Origin of the sequence: Mesorhizobium sp. BR1-1-3, assembly GCF_020165455.1 — a bacterium.
GTDB classification, from domain to species: domain Bacteria; phylum Pseudomonadota; class Alphaproteobacteria; order Rhizobiales; family Rhizobiaceae; genus Mesorhizobium; species Mesorhizobium ciceri.
This window is the reverse complement of sequence record NZ_JAIUIC010000012.1, coordinates 210,604-235,556: the sequence shown is the minus strand read 5'-3', so window position 1 is coordinate 235,556 and position 24,953 is coordinate 210,604. Positions and strand designations below refer to the sequence as shown.

Below are 24,953 nucleotides of genomic sequence, written 5' to 3'. Positions count from 1 at the left end.
CCACCAGCGTGATCGCATGGTTGCCCTCCGTCGTCAGCAGCCCGGTCGCCGCCCCGCCGGCCAGGGCAAGTGCGTAGGTCACATTCGTGGTGACGCCGTCGACCGCGCTCGCGGTGAAGGTCGGTGGCGTGATCGTCGCCTGGCTGTGCCCGCCAGCCCCGCTCGCCTCGACCACTTCGGCGGCACCAACCACCGGCGCGGCCGTGATCGAAAGTGTCGGATCGGTGTCGTCGAAGGTCAGCGACAGCCCCGAGCTGGAGCTTTGCTGCGATACGACGTCGTTGTCGCCGTCCGTCGCCGTCACCGTTGCCACCACGTTGATCAGACCGTTGAGGTCGAGCGTGTTGTCCTCGCCGACGCCTTGCGTGTTCGAGTGCTCAAGGGCAACCAACGACGTCAGCGTCACCGTCGTGCCAGACAGTGTCACCGTGAACGCCGTCGCGTCGAGCACGCTGTCGCCGTCGCTGTCGTACTGGCCCGAGACCTGGGTGGCCGAGTCGACCACCAGCGTGATCGCATGGTTGCCCTCCGTCGTCAGCAGCCCGGTCGCCGCCCCGCCGGCCAGGGCAAGTGCGTAGGTCACATTCGTGGTGACGCCGTCGACCGCGCTCGCGGTGAAGGTCGGTGGCGTGATCGTCGCCTGGCTGTGCCCGCCAGCCCCGCTCGCCTCGATCACCTCGGCTGCGCCAACCACCGGCGCGGCCGTGATCGAAAGCGTCGGCCCGTCGTCGTCGAAGTTGATGAACGAGCCGACCTGTTCGGTGTAGGCGTTGGTGGTCGTTGTCGAGAAATGGAACTCGGTGATGTCGCACCCTTCGTTTGAATCGACACCCGTAACCAGCAACCGATCCATTTGGCTGCTAGTGGTGACGTTGACAGTGGTGATGTTATCGAGTCCGGTGATTGTGACGATGTTGGTCCCGAGCCCACTGATGGTGACATCAACGTTCCCCGCGACGTCATAGGTACCATTGGCGGTGATGGGGGATGCAACCCCCGACTGGCCGATCAGCGTGAGGCTGGTGATGGGCGCGGCGGTGGTCGGGCTGCCGTCATAGAAGTTCAAGCCTTGCTCGTTGCCCTGAACGTCGAGGGCGGTGATCTTGATGTCCACCCGCAAATTCGGATTGGAAGGCGTGATCTGGTTGATCGTGAACCCGGCATGCGTGATATTATCGATATGGCTGCCGTACTGGATTTGCGAGGCAGAACCTGCGGGCAGGTTGGCACCGGAGACGAAATCGACCTGCAGCGTTTCGGTCGGATTGATGCTCTGGTTGTTGACGCCGAAGCCTTGGGTACTCACGTTGGCGGTGGCATTGTTCGCCCCCAGGAACCCTGTCACCAGAAGCTGACTGCCGGCGCCGCCGGACGAATTGATCGCGTAGAAGTCATGATTGCCGGGTGCGGCGTTCTGGCCAGAGAAATTGGCCACGGTGGTCCCCGAGACCGAGGCGAACACATGATCTGTCAGATCGATGCGGTCGTCCGGGTCGGTCGCGACCGGATGAAGCAACGGCACATACTGGACCGTGTACAAGTCCGCATGGGTGGCGTCGGTGGTTATCAGCGCAAACGAGTAGGCGAGCGGCCCGGTCGCAGCGGGTGCGACGAGCGGGTTAGAGGTACCAATGACGCCGATCACGACGTTTGCATGAGTTGCGTCTTTGAACAGCCAGACATAATTGCCATCGACCGTCCGGATGCCGCTGTTCACGCCGACGGTGGTGGAAAACGGGGTTCCGGAGGCGTTCTGCGTGAGAACGACCGAGGTGATGGTTTCCCCTGCGCTCGCCGAGGCCACCACGAAGTTGGACTTGAAGGCGACCTCCGGCGAGGTCAGCCCGCCCGGGCCGTCGAGGCCAAGGAGATAACTCACGGTGGCGTTGTTGTGCGGCGGAACGGTCGGGTTAACATCGCTGTCCTGAAGGCCAGTGGTCTCGTCGATGATGATGTCTTGGGCTGTGATGTCGAGCATGGAGGTTCTCCCCTGTTTAAACGCATCAAGAAAAGGGGATTCACCCCCCCCAGGTGCCGGATGCCCCTACCCAAGTGCATCCGCTGGCGCACAGAATTGCGGCCTTTGATCCTGCAATGTGCCGCCGGCGCAGAGGGCGCGTCCATTCCCGCTTCGATAGTATTGCGGTCAATGTCCGCACCTGATCGAAGGATATATATCCTTCGATCAGGTTGACCGGCGCTGCGGGAGGTCGCGCAGGCACGCGCCAGATGCCGTCAGACGGCTCTGCGGCCGTTGCCGTGCGTACAATGTCGGTGCGAGTGGAGAGTGTTCAGAGCAGGCCGGTTCGGCCCATTCCAGGACGCTCGGCGGCTTTGCCGTGCGTCATCCAGGCCAGTTCCGCCCGGCCGCCTAGGTGCAACTTCTCGTAGACGTGATGCAGGTGCATCTTCACCGTGCCTTCGGATAAATGCAGCCGCTGCGCGATGGTCTTGTTGCGCAGCCCGCGCGAGACGAGATCGGCGATTTCGGTCTCCCGCCCGGTCAGCCGGGACATTGGCTGCGGCTGCGAGCCGGGCATCAGCAGCTGCTGGACGATCTTGTTGTCGATCCACTTCTTGCCCGCCGCCACCGCATTCACGCATTCGATGAGAAAGCGGTGGCTGATGCCGTCCAGAAACAGGCCATCGACGTCGAGCGTCTGTATTTCCCTGACATCGAGCCTGCCGGTTGGCTGCACGATGAAGATGATGCCGAGAGCGCTGTTGCCGGCCTTCAGCCGTGAGGAAAGACCTGATGTCTGCTGATCCGCGAGATCCACGCCTACGATGACCATATCAGGCTGATGGCGCTCCACATGAGCAAGAACGTCCACAGGGCGGCGACACTGGGCGACAACATCGTGTCCAGCCTTCTGCAACACCCATTCCAGACCGGCGAGATATACCCCCCGCGGGTCCGCGACAACCACTGTTGACATGCGAACACCGTCCGTAAAAAACGCAACGAACTTGGTTAAATACCCGTAAAATCAGGAAACCAGAGCCCACATCGATTGTCAAGGAATAGCTAATATACATGTTGCTATAATCTACGGCGGACCGGCGGGCTCCCTCGCACCTAGCAGGCTGGCTGACGATTCTGCGGAGGCGATGCTGGACTTGGTTGAAATGCCAGCATTCGATCGCACGATGATCCGCGGAATCGAAGTCGAAATCGCCGGACGTCTCACCGCACTCCTGGGTGAGAAATTTGGTAGCGCCAGCGCGCTACCGCCTTTCCCCCACGCGTCGAGCTGCCAATTCAGGCTTCGATGCTACGGCTGAACGGGCCGAGCTTGTGCGGTGCGACGGCGTTACCTGGTCGACCGCAAGCGAGCATTTGCCGGTGAAGGCTGGCAGCGAAAGCAATCCGACGGCGGCTTCAAATATTCAGGTTGAACTGCGGGTATGCCGTCGGCAACCGGGGGCATTCCGAAAAACGCTGCGAAGTGAAAGTCTCACCCAAGATACGGATGAGGCAAGAGACATCTGACTGAGCGGGTTGCTGCTCGCAGGAAGCCGTCCCTGCAGTCTGCGCTTGGATAGTTTCGTTTCCATGGCGCGAGGTGCGCTGTTCCCCACCCGTTGTCGTCGAATGTCGCAGCAAAGTGCCTTGCGACTGGGAGGAGACCTGGAATGAACGACATCAAATTCACGTCCGGCCTGAGCGTGGTGGCAGATGCCCATGTCGCCTTTCGCGGCACGCCCTTCGTCGAACGGACGGCGCCACTGAACCAGAACGCACTCTGGATGCGCTGGGACAGGAACATGGTCGTCGATTGCTACTCCGATATGGTCGAGGAACTGGCGGCTATCCGCAACAGGGTGGCCATGGGCGACATGTCACCACTGTCGAAATATGTCATTGCCGGTCCGGATGCCGAGAGGATGATGGATGCGCTCATCCCACGCGACATCAAGAAGCTGCAGGTCGGCCAGATCTACTATGCACCGTGGTGCGACGAGAACGGCCATGTCGTCGGCGACGGTCTGGTTTTCCGCATGGATGAAACCACCTTACGCGTTTCCGCCGATCCCGGCCTTTCCTGGTGGAAGCAGCATGCCGAAGGCCTCGACGTCCGTGTCACCGACATATCCGATAGCTACGGCATCCTCACCTTGCAGGGACCGCGTTCCCGCGAAGTGCTGGAGGCTGTCACCCAGTCCGTGCAGGAATTGCCGTTCTCTCGCTTGGCCATCGTCACAATTGCCGGCAGACGGGTCGAGATCCTGCGCCAGGGTTTTACCGGCGAGCATGGCTATGAATTGTGGGTCAAGGCGGATGACGGCGCCGCCGTGTGGGACGCGGTCGAGGCGGCAGGCAAGCCTTTTGGCATCCTTCCTGCCGGCGCCTGGGCGCTCGACATAGCACGTCTCGAAGCCGGGCTGCTGATCGTTGGCTACGACTATACAAGTGCCGGCCCAGACCATGGCGGCGCCGGCATTCAGGCAGCTGGAAAGTATCGTGCGTCGCCCTTCGACCTCGGCCTGGGCCGGCTGGTCGACTTTCGCAAGGCCGATTTCATCGGCAAGGCGGCGCTGCAGCGCATGTCGAACACGGGTGACCATCGCCAGCTCGTCGGGCTCGACATCGACTGGTCGCAAGCCCTCGACGGCAAGGGGCTTGAGAGCAATGCGCCCGGAAATCTGCGGCGCGTGCAGTGGTATCCGCTGAAAGCCTTTCGCGGCGGGAAGGAAGTTGGGCACGCCAGCAGCGTCGCCTGGTCACCTTCGACCGGCAGGATGATCGGCTTCGGCCATCTGCGGCGTGAAGCCGCCGAGACCGGCACCGAGCTCACGCTGAAGTGGAACAAGGATGGCGTGGCGGCCGATGTCAGGGCGCGTGTGGTGGCGCTGCCGTTCCTGTCGCTCAAACGCGCCGCCAACGGTTAGCGAAACGCTGTTTCAGAACTGAGAGTCCTGTCGTTGCATCCTCCCGCGACGACAAGCCGGGCAGCTGGTCTGCCCGGCTCCCATTGCCGCGGCCTACGGTGCCGCGAAATCGTGAAGCTGGTCGGGAGAGACCTGGAAAGATCATGAACGACATGCGCCAAGAGCTTATCCAGACGCGAGGTTCGGCTACATTTGTGTTCGACGCGGAGGTGTCGATCGAACTGGCACCGGCGCAGGCACGCACCTTTGCGCCACCAGCGGACTGCTTCCCGCTTGGCTCGCGCGTCTTTCTTACTCACCTTCCCGGCAAGCCCGAGGCTTTGCAAATCGAAGCAGCGCGCCGGATCAAGGAGTTGGGCTTTGTGCCGGTGCCACATCTGGGCGCGCGGAACTTCAATTCGGAGCAGGACTATGTCGATCTTGTCACCGCCCACAGTCGAAACGGGATAAGCGAAGCGCTCTTTCTTGGCGGCAATCCGGCTCTCTTTCCGGGGCCGTTGGGAGAGGCAACCCAGTTGCTCGCCCATCCCGTGGTCAAAGACAGTGCGATACGAACCGCCTTCGTCGCCGGCTATCCGGAAGGGCATCCAAGCATCGTCGAAGCCGTGCTGACGGACGCATTGCGGCGCAAGCTCGACATCTGTGCCGAGCGGTCGCTGGAAGCCAGGGTCGTATCGCAATTCGCCTTCGATGGCGACACGATCGCCGCCTGGGCGAGCAGTCTGCATACGGCGCATCCCGGGCTGCCGGTTCATGTTGGTCTGGCCGGTGTGACCAGCCTTACCAAACTCATCCGGTTCGCCATGATGTGCGGTGTCGGCCCTTCGATCGCGGCGCTGCGGCGTTCCGCCAGCGGCCTCTTCAACATCGTGGCCGACCGGAACCCAGCCGAGATCTTACAAACCATGGCGGCAAGCTACCCGGCGCCGACCGCGCCACTACACCTCCATTTCTTCCCATTCGGCGGATGGGAAAAGACGCTTGCCTGGTTCGCCGATTATCGCGAGGCGTGCTGGCCGCGGGTCAACGAACGATGAATTGTGCAGCGCTTCGACTGTCTTTCATTCTGACGCTGTCCTGCGAAGACCAGGCCGGGATCGTGGCGGCAGTGACGACCGAACTCGCCAACCTTGGCACGAACATTGCTGAAAGCAGCCAGCATTGGGACAGGGCCTCGAACCGTTTCTTCATGCGCATTGCCTTTTCGGCGCCCGCCTGGGTGTCTGCCGATGCCATCACCAAGGGACTTGCGCCTGTGGTGGATCGCTTCGGCCTGAGCAGCCGCCTGCTTGAGCGGAGCCGTCGGCCGAAAATCGTCATCATGGTCTCGAAGTTTGACCATGCATTGCTTCACCTCATCTACCAGATCCGTGTTGGCTGGCTCGAAGCCGAGGTTGCAGCGATCATCTCCAACCACGAAGACAGCCGCGAAACTGCGGCATGGGCTGGCATTCCCTACCACGTCTTGCCCATCTCGAAGGAGAACAAGCAGGAACAGGAAGGCCGGATACTGGCGGTGATCGAGGACGTCGGCGCCGACCTCGTCGTCCTGGCTCGCTACATGCAAGTGTATTCCGACGACCTCGCGGGGCGCCTGTTCGGCAAGGTCATCAACATCCACCATTCGTTCCTGCCAAGCTTCAAGGGCGCGCGGCCGTATCACCAGGCTTTCGAGCACGGAGTGAAGCTGATCGGCGCCACGGCTCACTATGTGACCGCCCAACTCGACGAGGGGCCGATCATCGAGCAGGAAACCGAGCGGGTAACGCATTCCATGAGCGTCGAGGATTTTATCGCGGCCGGCCGTGACATCGAAAGCCGCGTTCTGGCGCGTGCCATCAAACGGCACCTCGAAGCCCGCGTGATGATCAACGGACGAAAAACGGTTGTGTTCGCGTAAGGCGGCAACACCGACCCGTGTGTGGCGATGCTCATATCAACAGGAGAACCAGATCATGAAAAATGGAACGGCGCATCTCTTTATCCCGGGTCCGACCAACATTCCCGACGCTGTGCGGCGGGCCATGAACGTGCCGATGCAGGATATGCGCGCCCCGGATTTTCCGGAACTGGTCCTGCCTTTGTTTCACGACCTGAAGCGGATATTCAAGACCGAGACCGGCAGTGTCTTCATCTTTCCGGGCTCAGGCACCGGTGCCTGGGAAGCGGCGATCTCCAACACGCTCAATCGTGGCGACCGGGTGCTGATGTCGCGTTTCGGCCAGTTCTCGCACCTGTGGGTCGATATGGCCGAGCGCCTTGGACTTGAGGTCGATTGCATCGATGCCGAATGGGGTGAGGGGGTTCCGCTCGACGCCTATCGGCAACGGCTGGGCGACGACAAGGGCAGCAAGATCAAGGCGGTATTCGCCACCCACAACGAGACCGCGACCGGCGTGACGTCCGACGTCGCCGGCGTGCGTGCCGCGCTCGACGAAACGGCTCACGATGCGCTGCTGTTCGTCGACGGCGTCAGCTCGATCGGCTCGATCGATTTCCGGATGGACGAATGGGGTGTCGACCTTGCCATCACCGGTTCGCAGAAAGGGCTGATGCTGCCTGCCGGTCTCGGCATCCTGGCGGTGAGCGCCAAGGCTCTGGAAGCGCACAAGCAGTCGCGCATGGAGCGTTGCTATTTCAGCTTCGAGGATATGCAGGCTTCGTCCAAGACCGGCTTCTTCCCCTATACGCCGCCAACGCAGTTGCTGCTTGGCCTGAGAGCCAGCCTCGACCTTATCTTTGCCGAGGGACTGGAGCAGATTTTTGCCCGGCACCACCGGCTCGCCGAAGGTGTGCGCCGCGGCGTGCATGCGTGGGGACTAAAGCTCTGCGCCAACGAGGAAAAATGGTGGTCGGATACGGTTTCGGCGATCGTCGTCCCCGAGGATGTCGATGCCAGACAGGTCATCGCCAACGGATATTCCAGATATCGCACATCCTTCGGCGCGGGCCTCAGCAAGGTGGCTGGCCGCGTGTTCCGCATCGGCCATCTCGGCGACCTCAACGAGGTCATGTGCCTCGCCGCCCTGGCCTCGGCGGAAATGTCGTTACGCGACGCCGGAGCCCGAATCGAGGCCGGCTCCGGTGTTGCCGCTGCGCAGGAATGGTACCGCGCCGAGATCGGCCGGACCCTGCAGCCGCGGCACGAACGCGCGGCTTGAGAGGATCGTAGCCATGAGCAAACCGAAGGTAATCGTTACCCGGCGCTGGCCGCATGAGGTCGAACAGCGCCTTGGCGACCATTTCGATGTCACGCTGAATGAAGCCGATCGGCCCTATGAGCAACAAGAGCTTCGCCAGGCCCTGCTGCTTGCCGATGCCGTGCTGCCGACCGTAACCGACCGGCTTGGCGCGGATCTCTTTGCAGGCGGGGTCAGGGCAAGAATACTTGGCAATTTCGGTGTCGGCTTCAACCACATCGACATTGCCGCTGCCAGCGCAGCAGGGCTGATCGTCACCAACACGCCCGCCGTGTTGACCGATGCCACCGCCGATCTCGCCATGACGCTGCTTTTGATGTGCGCGCGCCGTGCCGGAGAGGGCGAGCGCGAGCTGCGCTCCGGCAAATGGACCGGCTGGCGGCCGACGCATCTCTGCGGCACCCAGGTCAGCGGCAAGACCGTCGGCATCATCGGCATGGGAAGGATCGGCCAGGCCATGGCCAGGCGCTGTCACTTCGGCTTCGGCATGGAGGTCGTCTTCTTCGACAGCCAGCCGGTTCCCCATCCCGGCATGCCGGCGCGGCAGCTGGCGACTGTGGACGAGGTGCTGGCGGCCTCGGATTTCGTGTCGCTGCATTGTCCGGGCGGTGGCGAAAACACCCGCCTCATCAACGAACGTCGTCTTGCCCGCATGAAGAAATCAGCCTTCCTGATCAACACCGCGCGCGGCGATGTGGTGGATGAGGACGCACTGGTCCAGGCGCTGCGTGAGCGTCGGATTACTGGTGCCGGGCTCGACGTGTTCGAGACGGAGCCGTTCGTGCCGCGCGCCTTGACGGAGCGTGAAGATGTCGTGCTGCTGCCCCATCTGGGTAGCGCCACCAGCGAAACGCGCATCGCAATGGGCATGCGGGTGATCGACAATCTGTCGGCCTTCTTCGAAGGCCGCACCCCGCCTGACGCGGTGAACTAGCTCCCCGTTTCAATTCCAACACCAGGCAATGGCGACGCCGAAAACCGTGTCCGCCTTTTGCCGCCAGGAGACGAGCAGAATGACCGGTTTTTTCCAGAGGAACCTCAAGCTCCAGGATGCGGTGGTCGCCGATGCGATTGCACGCGAGATGGGCCGGCAGCGGTCCGAAATCGAGCTGATCGCATCCGAAAATATCGTTTCGCCGGCTGTGCTGGAGGCACAAGGCTCGGTGATGACCAACAAATATGCCGAGGGCTATCCGGGGCACCGCTACTACGGCGGCTGCCAATATGTCGATCTGGCCGAAGCGGCTGCCATCGACAGGGCCTGCCGGCTGTTTGGCGCGGCGCACGCCAATGTGCAGCCGCATTCCGGCGCCCAGGCCAATGGCGCGGTGATGCTCGCCATGCTGAAGCCGAGCGACACCTTCATGGGTCTGTCGCTCGCCGCCGGCGGGCATCTGACGCACGGTGCCCGGCCGACACTGTCGGGAAAATGGTTCAACGCCGTGCAATACGGCGTGCGCCAGAGCGACTGCCTTATCGACTATGAGGAGCTGGAGGCCAAGGCGCGGGAAACACGGCCAAAGCTGATTATCGCGGGTGGATCGGCCTATCCGCGCATCATCGACTTCAAGCGCATCCGGGCGATCGCCGATGCCGTCGGCGCGCTGATGATGGTCGACATGGCGCATTTCGCCGGCCTGGTCGCCGGCGGCGTGCATCCCAACCCGGTGGAGGTCGCCGATATCGTCACCACCACGACGCACAAGACGCTGCGCGGCCCGCGCGGCGGCATGATCCTGACCAACAACCAGGACATCGCCAAGAAGCTGAATTCGGCGGTGTTCCCTGGCCTGCAGGGAGGCCCGCTGATGCATGTCATTGCTGCCAAGGCCGTTGCCCTGGGTGAAGCCTTGGAGGACGGGTTCAAGACCTATGCCCGGCAGATGGTGGCGAATGCCAGAAAGCTGGCCGCGACGCTTGGCGAGCGCGGATTCGACATTGTCTCCGGCGGAACCGATACGCATCTGCTGCTGGTCGACCTGCGCGGCAAGGGCCTGTCCGGCAAGGACGCGGAGGAGGCGTTGGGCAGGGCAGGGCTGACCTGCAACAAGAACGGCATTCCTTTCGATCCGGCGCCGCCTGCCGTCACCTCCGGTATACGGCTGGGCACACCGGCCGCCACCACGCGCGGTTTCGGCGAGGGCGAGTTTGCCCGTGTCGGCAATCTCATAGCCGACGTGCTGGATGCGGTCGGAACGCAATGGGGCGCCGAACAGGAGAAGGCGGCTCGGCGGTCGGTCGAGGAGCTTTGCGAGGCATTCCCGATCTACGAGCCCAGACCCGGTTGACCGTCCGGGGAGCGCGCCACAGGCAGATACATGGCTGCCGCGGACAGGGCATTAGCCACAGATATGGTTTTGCGTAGCAGCGCCATTCGTGACGAGTTGCGCCTGTCCTAACGTCATCGCGAAATCACCGCATACATCCACCGCCAAGTTTGTCGTCCGAGCCATTTTGCAAGCAATTTCCGTCGATTGACGGAAGTGGCGCCTTCGGCTGCGGACGGCAGGAGGAGCTTGGATCCATGGGTGCGGCGTTTTCCGGGGAGCGGGTTGCCAGCCTCGAAAGATACCCTGGCTTTTTTTGATCTTTTGAATGGAGAGGAAAATGAACATCAAGAGCCTTCTTTTCGGCTCAGCTGCGGCTCTGATCGCAGTTTCCGGTGCGCGCGCCGCCGACGCCGTCGTTGTTGCCGAGCCGGAACCCGCTGAATACGTCAAGATCTGCGACGTCTACGGCGCTGGTTACTTCTACATCCCCGGCACCGAAACCTGCCTGCGCATCGGCGGCTATGTCCGCTACGACGTCGGCGTGGGTGATGCCGGTTCGTTCGATGGCGTCAATCACGTTCCTGACAGCATGGGCGAAGACGACCACTCGACCTACTGGAAGAATGCCCGCTTCAACCTGAAGACCTGGACCGGCCAGGAAACCGAACTCGGCACGTTGAAGACCTACACCGAGACCCGCTTCAACTTCGGCAACAGCTTCGGCGACTATGCCAACCAGGCCACGACCAACGACAGCCGCAACAACTGGCAGGCCCGCAACACGGGCATTACGCTGAACTTCGCCTGGATCCAGATCGGTGGTCTGCGCGTCGGTAAGGACGACCCGGCCTTCGACACCTTCATCGGTTACGCCGGCAACGTCATCAACGACACGATCGTCCCCTATGGCGGCTTCGACAGCAACGTCGTCCAGTACTACTTCGACCTCGGCAACGGTTTGTCGGGCGTGGTTTCCCTCGAAGAAGGTAGCGGCAGCGCTGGCCCGACCGGCGTCCCGCCTTTCGCGTACATCAGTTCGGGTTACGACACGATCGACAGCTATGTCCCGCATGTCGTCGGCGGCGTGAAGTACACGCAGGGCTGGGGCGCGATCACGGGCGTCGCTGCTTATGACAGCACCTTCGAAGAATATGCCGGCAAGGTTCGCTTGGACGTGAACGCTTCGAGCGCTCTGTCTCTGTTCTTGATGGCCGGTTACGGCACCGACAAGAACATCGACCGCAACTTCTATAAGCAGTGGGGCGGCAACTGGGCAGTCTGGGGAGGCGGCACCTACAAGTTCAACGAGAAGACCTCGTTCAATCTCCAGGTTTCCGCTGACGATGACAAGAATTACGGTGTCGCGGCAAACGTTGCCTACGATGTCGTCCCCGGCTTCACGGTCACGGCCGAAGTTGACTATAACCACGATGGCAAGTTTGGCCAGATTGACAACCGTAACTGGGTCGGCGCTACGAAAGAGAATAGCGTCGGCGGCCTCCTCCGCTTCCAGCGTGACTTCTAGCGGATTGTTGTAGCACTTCGCCGAAATATACGAATGCTCGCTGGGCAAGCCGGCCCAGTGAGCTCATCGGGTGGCTCCTCTCAAAATGCTTGAGTCCGTACCTCCAGGACCGAAGCGCGCCGCCGATGCGAAGGGCGCCTTTGACCAAGGCGCCCTTCATTCCGGCTATGTCCACCAGTGTGATCCCACCCGAGTGACGACGAAGAGGAGGAGGTGGACGAACCTCTCTGCGCAGGCGGAACTGGCCAGCGCGGCTCGACGTCGATCTCGACAAGCCGTTGACCAGCGAGCGTTCAAGGGCGGCCTCTCTGGAGATCGCCTGGCGGATCGCCTCGGCTAGCCTGGGCCTGTGCGCGTGGAAGCATCGGTCTGCCGCCATGAGCAGGTTGATTGGCGGTATCTTGCGTCACGAGGCCATAGCTTCGACAATTGGAGACGCAGCCGGAACGCGGATCGACTTCATTTGCATGGCACCGGCAGTCTGACAGGGGGAAGCCGATATGCGCCTGCCACCGATCGACCTTAGCCGCGAGAACACCTTCGGCGAACTAACCTATGAGAATGGCGGCGACTACGGGCCGATCGGTGGCGACTATCTGGCCTTCATGCTTGTCCACGTCGGATCCCTGACGCTCGAGGCGGATGACAGCGTCCTGCAACTGGAGGCAGGACAATGTGCTCTGTCGCTCACGCGTGATCGCTACATGACGTCGGTGGCGCCGGAAACGCTGACCCATGTCAGCTGGTGCGATGGCCGGCCGCAGAACGCGGCGTGGCTGTACAAGGAGCGCGAGAAGTTCGCGCCGTTCATCGTCGCCTCGCCGATGGTTCACACCCTCATGCAGTTGGGTGTTGATCTTGGCCTCGGCGAGCGCGGCGGCCGCAGTGGTGTTCGCGAGTCGCTGACCAACGCCTTGCTCCACGCCTTCATCTACGAGGCCGAGGTGATCGAGGCGGAGCGGCCGATCCCGCAGACGATCCTGCAGGCACGCCGTTTCCTCGAAGAGAACTTTGCCGCCGATCTGTCGATCGAGCGGGTGGCGCAGCAGGTGCGCGTCAGCCCGCAATATCTGGTCTCGGCGTTCAAGAAACATCTCGGCATGACGCCGGCCAAATATCTGTGGCGTTGCCGCCTCGATTACGGCACGCATCTGCTGCAGCGGACAGGACTGTCGATCAGCGAGATCGCCTACCAGGTCGGCTACAAGAACCCCTATCATTTCTCGCGGCAGGTCAAGCTGGCGTTCGACTGTTCACCGACCGAGCTCAGAGAGCAGAAGCGCAACGCCTGATGGTTGCCCACGTGCCTCCGGGTGACGAGGCAAGCATTGCCTCCAGAACCGGCGGGTGAACTGGCGATATGCTTTCCTCAAGAGCGGACATGGCGGTTTCCAGGCACAAATGAATTGTCGGGCAATCAGGGTTGATCCGGCGTCAGGCAACGGACCGATGTCTTGCAACCTGGTTGCCGGTCGCGCCTTGGCCAGATCCGTTCACCGACAACAGACATTCCAGGCTGGACAGCACCATGAGCAATTTCTCTCATCTCGATCCCGTTGCGCTCAACGACTGGCATGTCGTCGCCTGTGTCGAGGACTTGCCGATCGATCGGGCGGTGAGGACGGTCCTGCTCGGTGAGCCGATTGCCGTTGGCCGGCGCGAGGGCAAGGCCGCCGTCTGGCAAGGCCACGCTACCGTCGAAGCTGCCCAAACAGAGCTACCTGTCATCGAGCGGTTCGGCTATGTCTGGACGACGCTCGGCACGCCGGAGCGCGACCTGTTCGAGATTCCGGAATTTTCCGAAGCCGATCGCCGCCACATCATCCAGGGCGTCGTAAGGGTAAACGTATCGGCGCCCAGGGCCGTCGAGAACTTTCTCGACATGGGGCATTTCCCATTCGTCCACACCGGCATTCTCGGCGAGGAGCCGCACACCGAGGTCAAGCCTTACAAAGTGCAGGTTTCGGCCGAGCCACCCGAAATAATGGTCACCGATTGCGAGTTCTACCAGCCGCAGGCGAATGCGGGTTCGACGACAGGGGCCGATACGGAATACATCTACCGGGTGCCGCACCCGTTCTGCGCCGTCCTTTACAAGACAGGGTCTCGGCAACGCGACCGACGCGACGTCATCGCGCTGTTCGGACAGCCGGTCGAAGAGGACTGGGTGCTCGTACATATCGTCATCTGCTTGCTGGATGAGATCCGCGACCTCGCGACGCTGAGGCGATTTCATCAGACCATCCTGGGTCAGGACAAGCCGATCCTGGAGAATCAGGTTCCGAAGAGGCTGCCGCTGGATCCCCGTTCCGAGGTGCCGATCCGCGCCGACGCCGCGTCGGCCGCCTACCGCCGCTGGCTGCGCGAAAGGGGCCTGCGTTATGGCGTCGTGGCCGGCAACGGTATCGGCGCACACTAGAGCCGGATGATTTCAGGTCGAATCGACCTGAAATCGGAATCCGCCTCTAGATCAAAGAGATAGAGCATGATGTCTGGACAAACGGTTTCCGTTTGTCCGTGAAAACCGCTTCACACTTTTCGGCACTATGCTCTAGTCATGGGCGCATTTTCGGACATGATTAATTGTGGATATGCGCGAAAGAAATCGCAGCCATTGTTAGCCGACCTTCGCCGTGGAAGTTTCGGACCTAAGCCGGAAGACCGGCTGCCAACAACGCCATGGGGACGTTGTCCAGGCGATCGCCGCCTCCAAGTAGGCAACCGGAAAAGACAAGAACATCCGGATGACGACAGGGCGGCATTGGACAGTTCTCGGACTGGAATGAGAGGATCAAGCGATGACGAATACCATTACGCGACGCACGGCAATCCTGGGCACGGCGGGCGCCCTGCTTCTGTCGGGGCTTGTACGCTCATTCGCGGATGTCCCAAAGACGCTGAAACTGGCTGTTATCCTGCAGGACCTGCCTGACGTCGGCTGGGACCGGACGTTGCTCGACGCGCTTGAGCAACTGAAACAGGAAAGGCCCGAGGGGCTGGAGATTGCATGGGAACATACCGATCCGCTGTACGGAGACGATGCTGAGAACGCCATGCGTTTCTACGCAGAGAGTGGTGAATACGACATCATCTGGGGCCATGGCACCTATTCGGACCAGGTCCAGAAGCTGAGTGTCGAGTTCCCCGACCTGATGTTTGTTGTCACCGGCTCCGGCAATCACCCAGCCGGGCCAAATCAATACTGGATCTACAAGCGGCTGCATGAGCCTTCCTACCTGCTTGGGATGCTGGCTGGCCATACCACCAAGACAGGCATGGTTGGCATCGTCGGCACCTTTCCAGCCAATGACGTCAACGACCAGATCAATGCGTTCTTCGAGGGTGCAAAGTCGATCAGGCCGGACATCCAGCATCGGCTTTCGTTCATCGGCTCGTGGTCCGACAATGCGCTGGCGGCTGAGCATGCCAATGTGCAGATCGCGGCCGGCGCCGACGTCGTTTTCATGCTGACCGACAATTTCAAGCCCTGCCAGGAGCACAAGATCATGTGCTTCGCCAACATCAACGACCAGAGCAAGGTCGCGCCCGACGCCATTGCGTCCAGCGCCATCATCAGCTGGAAGCCCGATCTCAACTGGATCATCGGCGAATGGCTGAAACACAAGGCCGGTGCGCAATTCAATGGCAACGCCGAACCGAAATGGTTTTCGATGGCCGAAGGCGGCACCGACATCGCACCCTATCATGATTTCGACGGCAAGATCCCGCAGGCGGTGAAGGGCGAAATATCTGCCAAGCGGCAGGAGATTCTTTCCGGCAAGTTTGTCGTTCCGCTCAACACCGCCGAGGTGAAGTAAGACACATCAACCAGGCAGCCCGGTGCGACCCAATGGAAGACCTGCTGAACGTTCAGAACCTTACCAAGCGATTTGGCAGCGTCATTGCCAATGACGGGGTTAATCTCGATATCCGCAAGGGTGAGATCCACTGCCTTTTCGGTGAAAACGGGGCAGGCAAGTCGACGCTGTCGTCCTGCCTCTACGGCTACTACAAAGCCGATAGCGGCGAGATACGCTTCAAGGGCGAGGTGGTGGAATTGAACTCTCCCGCCGATGCCTTGCGGTTAGGCATCGGCATGGTTCACCAGCATTTCGTGCTGGTGTCGAACTTCACCGTGCTCGAAAACATCATCGTCGGCAGTGCCGATGTCGGGTTGCTGCTGAGGAAGGCCGATGCCCGCCGCAGGGTTCTCGGCCTCTGCAGGGACTGCGGCATCGACATCGACCTCGATCGCGAAATCTGGCAATTGTCGGTCGGTGAACAGCAATGGGTGGAAATCCTCAAAGCACTCTATTTCGGTGCCGAGCTGCTGATCCTGGACGAACCGACGGCGGTCCTGACGCCGCAGCAATCCGACCAGCTCTTCGTCATCCTTGATGGGATGCGCAAGCGTGGATTGTCGATTGTCCTGATCAGTCACAAGCTGCGCGAGGTGATGCAATCCGACAGGGTCACCATCCTGCGCAAAGGCAAGGTCGTCGCTACGGTGGACACCGCCAATACGACAGCCGAGGCGATTACCGCCCTCATGGTCGGGCACAAGGTGACGAAAAACGTCAGGGACAATTCCGTCACGCCGGCGGGAGAAATCCTCTCGGTCGAGAAGGTGTCGGCGGTTGGCGAATGGGGCGAGGATGTCCTCAAGGACGTGACGTTTACCGTCGCCGCCAACGAGGTTCTCGGGCTGGCTGGTGTTGCCGGCAACGGCCAGAAGGAACTGTTCGAGGTACTGATGGGAGTCCGCGCGCTTCAATCGGGCGGTTTCTCGCTGGAAGGAAGCCCGGTCACCGCGCCGACGTCTCGCCAGATTCTCGACAGCGGCGTGGGTTTCATTCCGGACGATCGTTTCCTCGAAGGGTTGATCCCGGAGTTCGGAACCGCCGAAAACCTTGTCCTCGGCTGGCAGCGATCGCCGGAATATTGTCGCGGTCCGTTCCTCGATCGCCGCAAACTGGCTGAGTTGGCGAGGCGCAAGATCGACGAATACAAGGTCGCGACCGCCTCGGCGGACCTCCCGGTGGAGCGACTGTCGGGGGGCAATGCGCAGCGTGTCATTCTTGCCCGCGAGTTCCAGCATGCGCGGCGGCTGTTGTTGGCCAACCAGCCGACGCGAGGGCTCGACGTTGCGGCCTCCGAATTCGTCTACGAGAAAATCCTGGAAAAGCGGGCCGCCGGCTTTGCGATCCTGCTCGCCTCAGAGGAACTCGAAGACCTGCTGCGCCTTTGCGATCGCATAGCGGTCATGTTCAAGGGCCGGATCATGGGCATCGTGCGACCCGAGGAGACCAGCCTCCTCGAACTTGGAATGATGATGGCAGGCGATGCCAGCCAGCTTACGCAGGGAATTCAATGATTTCATTTCAACGACGCTCGGGCAGCAGCCTGGGATGGAACGTCGTCTGCTATTCGGCGGCGATATCAGGTGCTCTCCTGGCTTCCGCTGTTTTGCTGAGGCTTTCCGGCGGCGATCCTGCAAGGGCCTTCACGGCCCTGATCGTCGGTGCATTCGGCAGCCAAGGCGCATTGCTCGGTTCGCTGGCGAAGGCGACCCCGCTGTTGCTTGTCGGGCTGGGCACGGTGTTCGCATTCAGGGCCAAGATCTGGAACATCGGCCAGGAGGGGCAGGTGTTCGCCGGCGCGATGGCCGCCTATTGGGTGAGTTTCTGGATAGCGCCATTGCCAGGCTGGCTGGCCGTCTGCACACTCGCGCTGGCCGGAATGGCGGGCGGCGGCGTGCTCGGCCTGTTGGCCGGCGCACTGAAAGCCAGGTTCGGCACCAGCGAGATCATTTCGACGGTGATGCTGAATTACGTCGTCATGTACCTGCTCGCCTACCTTGTCGATGGCGGCCCCTGGATGGCGACAGGCGTGACCGTATCCTATCACCAGTCGCCGCCCATCGATCCAAGTCTGGAGTGGCCGATCCTCTTGTCCGTTGGGGCGGGAAAGCTGCATGTCGGCTTCCTGTTCGCTCTCGCCGCCTCGGCATTCGCAGCGGTGCTGCTCGACAAGACGTCGCTGGGCTACGAAATCCGCGCGTTCGGCTCAAACCCGACCGCGCTGACGTTTCGCGGCACCAATGTGCGCCGGCTTCTGCTGACCGTCATGCTGATGTCGGGGGCCCTGGCGGGACTGGCTGGCGCCGGCGAGCTTTTCGGTGTCTCGCACCGGCTGCGTGCCGAGACGCTGCTTGGCATCGGCAGTTCGGGGATCGTCGTTGCCATGGTGGGAGGACTGCGCCCGAGCGGCGTGATGATCGCCGCCCTGTTCTTCGGCGCGCTGGAAAGCGGCACGATCTACATGCGGCTGAAGAGTGGCACGCCGGCAGGCCTGGTGTCGGCGATGGAAGGGCTGGTGCTTTTGTTCTTTCTCAGTGCCGCCGTCGCAACGCGCCTTCAGATCGTGAGGAGGGAAGTCCATGCTTGAGCTGCTGCAGGGCCCGCTTCTGATAAGCCTCCTGGCGGCGATGGTCCGCATTGCCACGCCATTGCTTTTTTCGGCAATGGGCGAACTTGTCACGCAGCGCGCGGGCATCTGGAACATCGCTGTCGAAGGCACCATGCTGATTGGCGCCATTGTCGCCTACATGGTTGCCTCAACAACCGGATCGCCTTGGCTGGCTCTGGCGATAGCCATCCTGGCCTGCGCCGCGAGCAGCCTGATCATGTCGTTCGTCACGATTGTTTTGAAGGCCGAGCAATTCGTAGCCGGCCTTGCCCTTAATCTCCTGGCATCGGGCGTGACGCTGTTCTGGTTCCAGGCCTATATTGGCGGTCGCGAGGCGCCGACCTTCATCGGCTTCGACCAGGTTCCGATCCCCTATCTGTCGGATATTCCGATCCTGGGGCCGGTGCTGTTTTCCCAACGCCTGCTGACCTATGTCAGCTTCCTGGTGCCCATCCTCGTCTGGTTCTTTCTCTACCGAACGAAATACGGCCTTGAGGTGCGCTGTGTCGGCGAAAATCCGAAGGCGCTTGACGTCAAGGGCCTGCACGTCGGCCTCAGGCAGTGCCTCGCGATCATGTTCGGCAGCATGATGTCCGGCTTCGGCGGCGCCTTCCTGATGCTTGGCTATTCGGACAAGTTCGTTCCCGATCTCATTGCCGGCCGCGGCTGGCTGGTCGTGGTCGCGATCATCGCCGGCAACTGGATGCCGTTCCGGATCGTTGGAGCGATCTTCATCTTCGCGTTTCTGGAGGCGTTGGGCATCCATGCGCAAGTGGTGGGGATTCCTGTCCCCCACCAGTTGTTCCTCGTCTTGCCCTATGTGGCGTCACTTGTGCTGCTTGCGGGCCTGCGGTCGCGCACCCATCAGCCCGTGGCGCTCGGCATTCCCTACAACAGGGAATAGACCCTGCTGCTCAACCCGCCGGGCGGAAAGGCTTTGCTAGCGAAGCCGGGAAGTGCAGCGCCAGCATTTGCCGGTTTCGCGAGATCAGCACCAGAACGATGATTGTCGCGAGATAGGGCAGGGCCGAGAGCAGTTCGGACGGCACTTCCAGTCCGAGCGCCTGTCCCTGCAGCTGGAGGATCGTCATGCCGCCGAACAGCCAGGCGCCAAGCAGGATGCGCAGCGGGCGCCATGTGGCGAAAACCACCAGCGCCAGTGCGATCCAGCCTTTGCCGGCAGTCATGTTCTCGACCCAGAGCGGTGTGTAGGCGACGGACAGATAGGCGCCCGCCAGGCCAGCCATCGCCCCGCCAAACAGCACGGCCATGTAGCGGATCCTGATCACGGGATAGCCGATCGCATGCGATGTCTGCGGTGACTCGCCGATCGTTCGCAGGATCAGCCCGGCCTTCGTGCGGTAGAGAAACCAGCTGATGGCAGCGAACATCACCAGAGCCAGGTAGACCATCGGATCGAAGCGGAAGAGCAACGGACCGATCAGCGGCAGATCGGACAGAACAGGGACGTTGATGCCGTGCAGCGCCTCGATAGGCTCGCTGCCGAAGCCGCGGCCAAGGAAGGCCGACACGCCGGAACCGAAGATGGCCAGCGCCAGTCCGGCCGCATACTGATTGGTGAGGAAGGTCAGTGCCAGAACGCCGAACAGCAGCGAGGCGGCGGCACCTGCCAGGGCGCCGGCAAGGATCGCAACCGGCATTGGATAGCCCGCTGTGACGGCCCAGAAAGCCAATGCCGCGCCCATCAGCATCATGCCTTCGATGCCGAGGTTGAGCACGCCGGACTTCTCGACCACCAGTTCGCCAAGTGCCGCGAATATCAGCGGCGTGGCGGCGATGACGGTGCCGGTGAAGATGGCGATGATCAAGTCCATCAGGCTGTCTCCAGCGCGTGCGTGTCTCGGGCCGGCCGTATCAGGCGGATGCGATAAAAAATGAAGAAGTCGGCGGCGAGCAGGAAGAACAGAAGGATGCCCTGGAAGATGCGCGTCAGCGCCGAGGGCAGGCCCAGCGTCATCTGCACGCCTTCGCCGCCGAGGAAAAGCAGCGACATCAACAGCCCGCCAAGCACGATGCCGAAGGCGTTCAGCCGGCCGATGAAGGCGACGATGATGGCCGCGAAACCGTAGCCGGGCGAAATCTGCGGCGAGAGCTGGCCGAGCGGCCCGGCGGCTTCCGCCATGCCGGCGATGCCGGCGGCCGCACCACCCGCCATCAGCCCGATCCAGACGGCGGCAGATTCGCGAAAGCCGGCATAGCGGGCGGCTAGCGGTGCCGCTCCGCTCACCGACATCTTGTAGCCAAGGAAGCTGCGGTCAGTGAATAGCCACATCACGAACACGGCGACGACGGTGATGAAGATCGAAGGGTTGAGCCGATAGGCCGGGTCGAAGGATTCGAACAGGGCGGCTGTCGGCAGAAGTGCCGTCTGCGGGTAGTTGAAACCGGCCGGATCGCGCCACGGTCCATGCACGAGATAGGACAGGAACAGCGTCGCGATGTAGGTCATCATCAGCGTGACCAGGATCTCGTTGGTGTTCATGCGGGCGCGCAGGAAGGCAGGGATCGCCGCCCATGCCATGCCGGCGCCCATGCCGGCAACGAACATCAACGGCAACAGCAGCACGCTGTCCGGGTTCGGCCAGAAAAGACCGACGCCGCTCGCCGCAATCGCGCCCATGGTGAACTGGCCCTCGGCGCCGATGTTCCAGACATTGGCGCGGAAGCCGATAGCCAGCCCACACGCAATGAGGATCAGCGGCGAAGCCTTGAGCAGCCATTCCGACAAACCGTTGAGGGAATTCAGCGGCTCGACAAAGAAGGCGTAGAGCGTCGGCAGCGGATCGTGTCCGAGCGAGGCAAAAAAGATCGAGCCGACGACCAGCGTCAAAACCGACGCCAGCACCGGCGCCGCGACGCGCATTGTTGCCGAAGGCTCCGGCCTTTGTTCAATCCTGAAGCGCAACGTCGCCACTCCCAATTGCCATTTGATCCGTGCTCATCGTTCGACCGGTCATCAGCAGCCCGACCTCTTCGCGGTCGGTCGTCTTGCGTACCAGCGGCGGTGACACGCGCCCCTGGCAGATCACCAGAAGCCGGTCACAAATCTCGAACAGCTCGTCGAGTTCTTCGGAGACGACGAGCACCGCCGCGCCGGCGCGGCTGAGGTCGACGATGGTCTGGCGGATGAAGGCGCTGGCGCCGACATCGACGCCCCAGGTCGGCTGGGAGACAAGCAGAAGCTTCGGCTCGAGCGCGATCTCACGGCCGACGATGAATTTCTGCAGATTGCCGCCCGACAGGCTCTGTGCCGTCGAAGCCGGACCGTTGGCCTTGACCTTGAACCTGTCGATGATGCCAGCTGCGAAGGCGCTGGCTTTGCGCCGGTCGACCAGGCCGTTGCGGACGGTGCCGAAGCGATGGGCGGTCAGAACCGCGTTCTCCCACAGCGTATGCGACGGTACCGCGCCACGGCCCAGCCGTTCCTCGGGAACGAAGGCGAGACCGAGCTTACGGCGCTCGTCGGCACGAAGGCGAGCGGCAGCGGTACCGCAAATCCTGATCGCGTCGTTGTTGTGATGCGTGCGTTCGCCGCTGAGCAGGGCGATAAGCTCCGCCTGGCCGTTTCCGGACACTCCCGCCAGGCCGACGATTTCCCCGCCATGAACGTTGAAGGAGACGTCCTTCAGATCCACGCCGAAATGGTCTCTTGCCTTGACCGAAAGGTTGTTGACCTCAAGCACTGGCTTCTCGCTCGGGGTCGGCGGGCTGACATGCATTTCCGGCAGCTTCGAGCCGACCATCATGCGGGCGAGCTCGAGCGAGGTCGTCTCTTTCGGCCGAGCGGTGCCGGTGACCTTGCCGTTGCGCAGCACGGTTGCGGTGTCACAGAGCTCCTGCACCTCGTCGAGCTTGTGGCTGATGTAGACGATGCTGCAGCCTTCAGCGGCGAGTTGTCGAAGCGTCTCGAACAGCTTGACCACCGCCTGTGGCGTCAGCACGGAAGTCGGCTCGTCGAGGATAAGAAGCTTGGGCGCCTGCAGCAGACAGCGCACGATCTCGACACGCTGCCGCTCGCCGACAGAGAGGTCATGCACCTGGCGATGCGGATCGATCGGCATACCGTAGCGAAGCGAAAGCTCGCGGATCTTGGCGGCAAGCGAGGGCAGATCGAAGGCGCTGCTTGCCGAGAGCGCAATGTTCTCGACCACTGAAACGGATTCGAACAGCGCGAAGTGCTGGTAGACCATCTCGATGCCGAGCGCGCGCGACGTCGCCGGGTTGTGCGCCGCGATCGGATTGCCGTCGCAGAAGATCTCGCCGGAATCGGCCTGCGCCGCGCCATAGATGATCTTCATCAGGGTCGATTTGCCGGCGCCGTTTTCGCCCAGCACGGCGTGGATTTCGCCGGGCTGGATAGACAGCGAGACGTCGTCATTGGCGACGACGCCGGGATAGCGCTTGCAGATGTTGCGCAGTTCTAGACGCGGATGCATGGCGGGTCCTGCCGTGGCGTGAAGCGAGGTTGGACGGGAACCAGGCAGGGAGACGCCGAAGGTCGGTCTCGGCGCCTCCCTGGTTCTTTGATGGCATTCAGCTCAGCTTGCCGATCATGCCTTTGACGAACCAGTTCATGCCGCGAACATCGTCATCGGCCAGGACGGAGCCTGCAGCGACCTTGAGGTTGCCGGCCTGGTCCTTCAACTCGCCGCCATAGGGGTGCACCTTGCCGCTGCCGATGTCGGCCTCGAGCTGCTTCAGCTTGGCCTTGGTGTCGGCCGGTATGCCGTCATTGTAGGGCGCCATCTTCACGACGCCCGCCGCCAGTCCATCCCAGCGCACTTCCGGCTTCCAGGTGCCGGCGGCGACGGCCTTGGCGGCGCCGACATAGTCGCTGGTCCAGTCGAGGACAAAGGACGTCAGCTGTTTGCCCGAAGCGAACTTGGCCATGTCGCTGGCGTAGCCGATCGACCAGGCGCCGCCTTCACCCGCGACCTGGACGCCCGTCGCCGTGTCGGTCATCGAGCAGATGACGTCGCAGCCTTGCGAAAGCAGCGTCTTGGCGGCCTCCTTCTCTTTGCCCGGATCGAACCAGGAATTGAGGAAGATGGCGTTGCAAGTGGCGTTCGGATTGACGCTTTGCGCACCGAGCAGCAGCGCGTTGGCCGGGCCGACGATATCCGGAATTGGAAAGCCGCCGATGAAACCAATCTTGCCGGATTTCGACATGTAGCCGCCCGCCGCGCCGGCGACGAAAGTGCCCTCGTAATATTTGGCTTCAAAGGTACCCAGATTGGCAAGGTGGACGATGCCGGAGCAATGTTCGAAAGCCACCTTGGGGAACCGCGGCGCCACTTTCTGCATGGGCGTTCCGTGCGAAAAGCTGGTGCCGAAGATCAGTTTGTTGCCGGCGCTGGCCAGCTCGCGGAAAATGCGCTCCGCATCCTGCGGCATGAAGATGTTGTCGATGACGGTGAGTTCGGCCTTGTCGCCGAACGCGGCTTTGATCGCCTCGACGCCAAGGCTGTGCTGCTTGGTCCAGCCGATTTCGGCGATCGGCGAGACGTAGACGACGCCGATCTTGAGCACCTCTTGAGCCTTGGCGACCGTGCTCAGCCCTCCAGCACCGAGCGCAGCACCCAGCGCACCGCTGTATTTCAGGAATCCGCGTCTTGTCAGGTCGTTCATGTCGGTAACCCTCTGTTGGTTTTTTTGGTTGATGCCCGGCTTGTCGATGCCCGGTCTTTGTTAGGGAGATGGACGTGCGCGTGCGCCGCGCCGTCGCCATTCCCGGATGGTTTTGCCTGCCTCAATCCAGCCGATATCGTTGCTCCGTCGGCCTTGCCGTCGAGATAGGGTGCGAGCGCTTCGGCAGGCGTCATCTCCGGAAACACCTCGCGATCCATGATGTAGCCGCGCACCACGGTGCGGTGATGCGTGTCGATCAGGTCCATGGCCTGTTTCAGGCGGCCCTTTTCCAGGAGGTCGACGACCCTCGAATGATCGTCGAGCAGATTGCAATAGTCGAAATCGGCTGAAATGAGCGAGCGCAGCAGCGTCGTGCGGCGCACCAGCTGGGCATGAATTTCCTGCATCACCTTGTTGCGGCTAAGGCGCACGAACACCGTGTGGAATTCCTGGCCGAGCACGTCGGCCAGCGCATCGTTGCCGGCGGCGACTGCCTGGCGCTGGCGTTCGACATGCTGGCGCAGCTCGGCCCATCCGGCGGGGCCAAGGCGATCGCTGAGCTGGGCCGCCACCCCCTGTTCGACAAGGGTCAGCGCGTCGTAAATCTCCATTGCCTCCTGCATGCTTGGCCTGGCGACGAAGGCGCCGCGGTTGCGCTCGATCTGCGCCAGCCCGTCATCGGCGAGCCGTATCAGGGCCTGACGCACCACGATGCGGCTGACATCGAATATCTCGGCAAGCTCGCGCTCGCCGAGCTTGCAGCCGGGCACCAGCCGATGGTCGATGATGGCGCGGGTCAGCGTGTCCGCGATCGTCTGGGAGCGGCTGCTCAAGGCACGGTTCTCCGTCTTTGCGACGACATGATCAGCAGGCTTTCCATGATGAAGACATGACGCTTCGGGATGTGCCATATCCCAGGTTCAGGTTTTCCATATCGGAATTCAATCA

20 protein-coding genes are annotated in these 24,953 nt (G+C 61.9%); 13 read left to right on the top strand and 7 right to left on the bottom strand.

The window, feature by feature from the left end; genetic code table 11:
* Together LB559_RS25195 and LB559_RS25190 are read right to left on the bottom strand one after the other, a co-directional pair.
* Positions 1-1,978 (bottom strand): DUF5801 repeats-in-toxin domain-containing protein (locus tag LB559_RS25195; RefSeq protein WP_224675224.1); only part of this gene is annotated, 1,978 nt, incomplete at its 3' end.
* Between the two features lie 313 nt (positions 1,979-2,291).
* Positions 2,292-2,795 (bottom strand): response regulator transcription factor, encoded by a 504-nt coding sequence (locus tag LB559_RS25190; protein WP_032809607.1) that lies wholly within the window; start codon positions 2,793-2,795, stop codon positions 2,292-2,294.
* 841 nt (positions 2,796-3,636) lie between these two features.
* On the opposite strand from LB559_RS25190, the gene LB559_RS25185 reads away from it, so the two are divergent.
* The 13 genes from LB559_RS25185 (at position 3,637) to LB559_RS25125 (ending at position 19,260) form a co-directional block, all read left to right on the top strand.
* Positions 3,637-4,893 (top strand): aminomethyltransferase family protein, encoded by a 1,257-nt coding sequence (locus tag LB559_RS25185; protein WP_224675223.1) that lies wholly within the window; start codon positions 3,637-3,639, stop codon positions 4,891-4,893.
* 143 nt (positions 4,894-5,036) lie between these two features.
* On the top strand, positions 5,037-5,930 hold the full coding sequence (locus tag LB559_RS25180) for a methylenetetrahydrofolate reductase (protein WP_224675222.1): 894 nt from the start codon (positions 5,037-5,039) through the stop codon (positions 5,928-5,930).
* A complete protein-coding gene (gene purU, locus LB559_RS25175; protein ID WP_013529881.1) occupies positions 5,927-6,793 on the top strand; it encodes a formyltetrahydrofolate deformylase in 867 nt (288 codons plus the stop codon). Before LB559_RS25180 ends, purU begins: the two co-directional genes overlap by 4 nt.
* Positions 6,794-6,848: 55 nt before the next feature.
* Positions 6,849-8,054: an aminotransferase class V-fold PLP-dependent enzyme gene (locus tag LB559_RS25170; protein WP_224675221.1), complete on the top strand. Its 1,206-nt coding sequence runs from the start codon at positions 6,849-6,851 to the stop codon at positions 8,052-8,054.
* A 13-nt stretch (positions 8,055-8,067) separates the two neighbouring features.
* The gene (locus tag LB559_RS25165) at positions 8,068-9,027 is read left to right on the top strand and encodes a 2-hydroxyacid dehydrogenase (protein ID WP_224675220.1); all 960 of its coding nucleotides are present in this window, start codon (positions 8,068-8,070) and stop codon (positions 9,025-9,027) included.
* A gap of 79 nt (positions 9,028-9,106) precedes the next feature.
* Positions 9,107-10,381, top strand: a complete 1,275-nt coding sequence (glyA, locus tag LB559_RS25160) for a serine hydroxymethyltransferase (protein WP_024505107.1) — start codon at positions 9,107-9,109, stop codon at positions 10,379-10,381.
* Between the two features lie 319 nt (positions 10,382-10,700).
* Positions 10,701-11,888 (top strand): porin, encoded by a 1,188-nt coding sequence (locus LB559_RS25155; RefSeq protein ID WP_063172972.1) that lies wholly within the window; start codon positions 10,701-10,703, stop codon positions 11,886-11,888.
* A 500-nt stretch (positions 11,889-12,388) separates the two neighbouring features.
* The gene (locus LB559_RS25150; RefSeq protein ID WP_013529886.1) at positions 12,389-13,180 is read left to right on the top strand and encodes a helix-turn-helix domain-containing protein; all 792 of its coding nucleotides are present in this window, start codon (positions 12,389-12,391) and stop codon (positions 13,178-13,180) included.
* Between the two features lie 236 nt (positions 13,181-13,416).
* Positions 13,417-14,307: an aromatic ring-hydroxylating oxygenase subunit alpha gene (locus LB559_RS25145; protein ID WP_024505105.1), complete on the top strand. Its 891-nt coding sequence runs from the start codon at positions 13,417-13,419 to the stop codon at positions 14,305-14,307.
* Between the two features lie 379 nt (positions 14,308-14,686).
* Complete coding sequence (locus tag LB559_RS25140) at positions 14,687-15,706, top strand: BMP family protein (RefSeq protein WP_013529887.1); 1,020 nt, start codon at positions 14,687-14,689, stop codon at positions 15,704-15,706.
* A gap of 32 nt (positions 15,707-15,738) precedes the next feature.
* Positions 15,739-17,262, top strand: a complete 1,524-nt coding sequence (locus LB559_RS25135; protein WP_224675219.1) for an ABC transporter ATP-binding protein — start codon at positions 15,739-15,741, stop codon at positions 17,260-17,262.
* The gene (locus LB559_RS25130) at positions 17,259-18,335 is read left to right on the top strand and encodes an ABC transporter permease (protein WP_224675218.1); all 1,077 of its coding nucleotides are present in this window, start codon (positions 17,259-17,261) and stop codon (positions 18,333-18,335) included. The genes LB559_RS25135 and LB559_RS25130 overlap by 4 nt, the downstream gene beginning before the upstream one ends.
* Positions 18,328-19,260, top strand: a complete 933-nt coding sequence (locus LB559_RS25125) for an ABC transporter permease (protein ID WP_013529890.1) — start codon at positions 18,328-18,330, stop codon at positions 19,258-19,260. The genes LB559_RS25130 and LB559_RS25125 overlap by 8 nt, the downstream gene beginning before the upstream one ends.
* Before the next feature lie 10 nt (positions 19,261-19,270).
* Here LB559_RS25125 and LB559_RS25120 read toward each other — a convergent pair whose 3' ends face one another.
* The 5 genes from LB559_RS25120 to LB559_RS25100 all read right to left on the bottom strand — a co-directional run bounded on the left by LB559_RS25120 (position 19,271) and on the right by LB559_RS25100 (position 24,838).
* Complete coding sequence (locus LB559_RS25120; RefSeq protein WP_082826540.1) at positions 19,271-20,191, bottom strand: ABC transporter permease; 921 nt, start codon at positions 20,189-20,191, stop codon at positions 19,271-19,273.
* Entirely contained in the window at positions 20,191-21,282 is a 1,092-nt protein-coding gene (locus tag LB559_RS25115) for an ABC transporter permease (protein WP_013529892.1), read from the bottom strand. The genes LB559_RS25120 and LB559_RS25115 overlap by 1 nt, the downstream gene beginning before the upstream one ends.
* On the bottom strand, positions 21,266-22,813 hold the full coding sequence (locus LB559_RS25110) for an ABC transporter ATP-binding protein (protein WP_063172969.1): 1,548 nt from the start codon (positions 22,811-22,813) through the stop codon (positions 21,266-21,268). Before LB559_RS25110 ends, LB559_RS25115 begins: the two co-directional genes overlap by 17 nt.
* A 97-nt stretch (positions 22,814-22,910) precedes the next feature.
* Complete coding sequence (locus LB559_RS25105; RefSeq protein WP_013529894.1) at positions 22,911-24,005, bottom strand: BMP family ABC transporter substrate-binding protein; 1,095 nt, start codon at positions 24,003-24,005, stop codon at positions 22,911-22,913.
* Complete coding sequence (locus LB559_RS25100; protein WP_063173785.1) at positions 24,002-24,838, bottom strand: GntR family transcriptional regulator; 837 nt, start codon at positions 24,836-24,838, stop codon at positions 24,002-24,004. The genes LB559_RS25105 and LB559_RS25100 overlap by 4 nt, the downstream gene beginning before the upstream one ends.
* Positions 24,839-24,953: the final 115 nt, after the last annotated feature.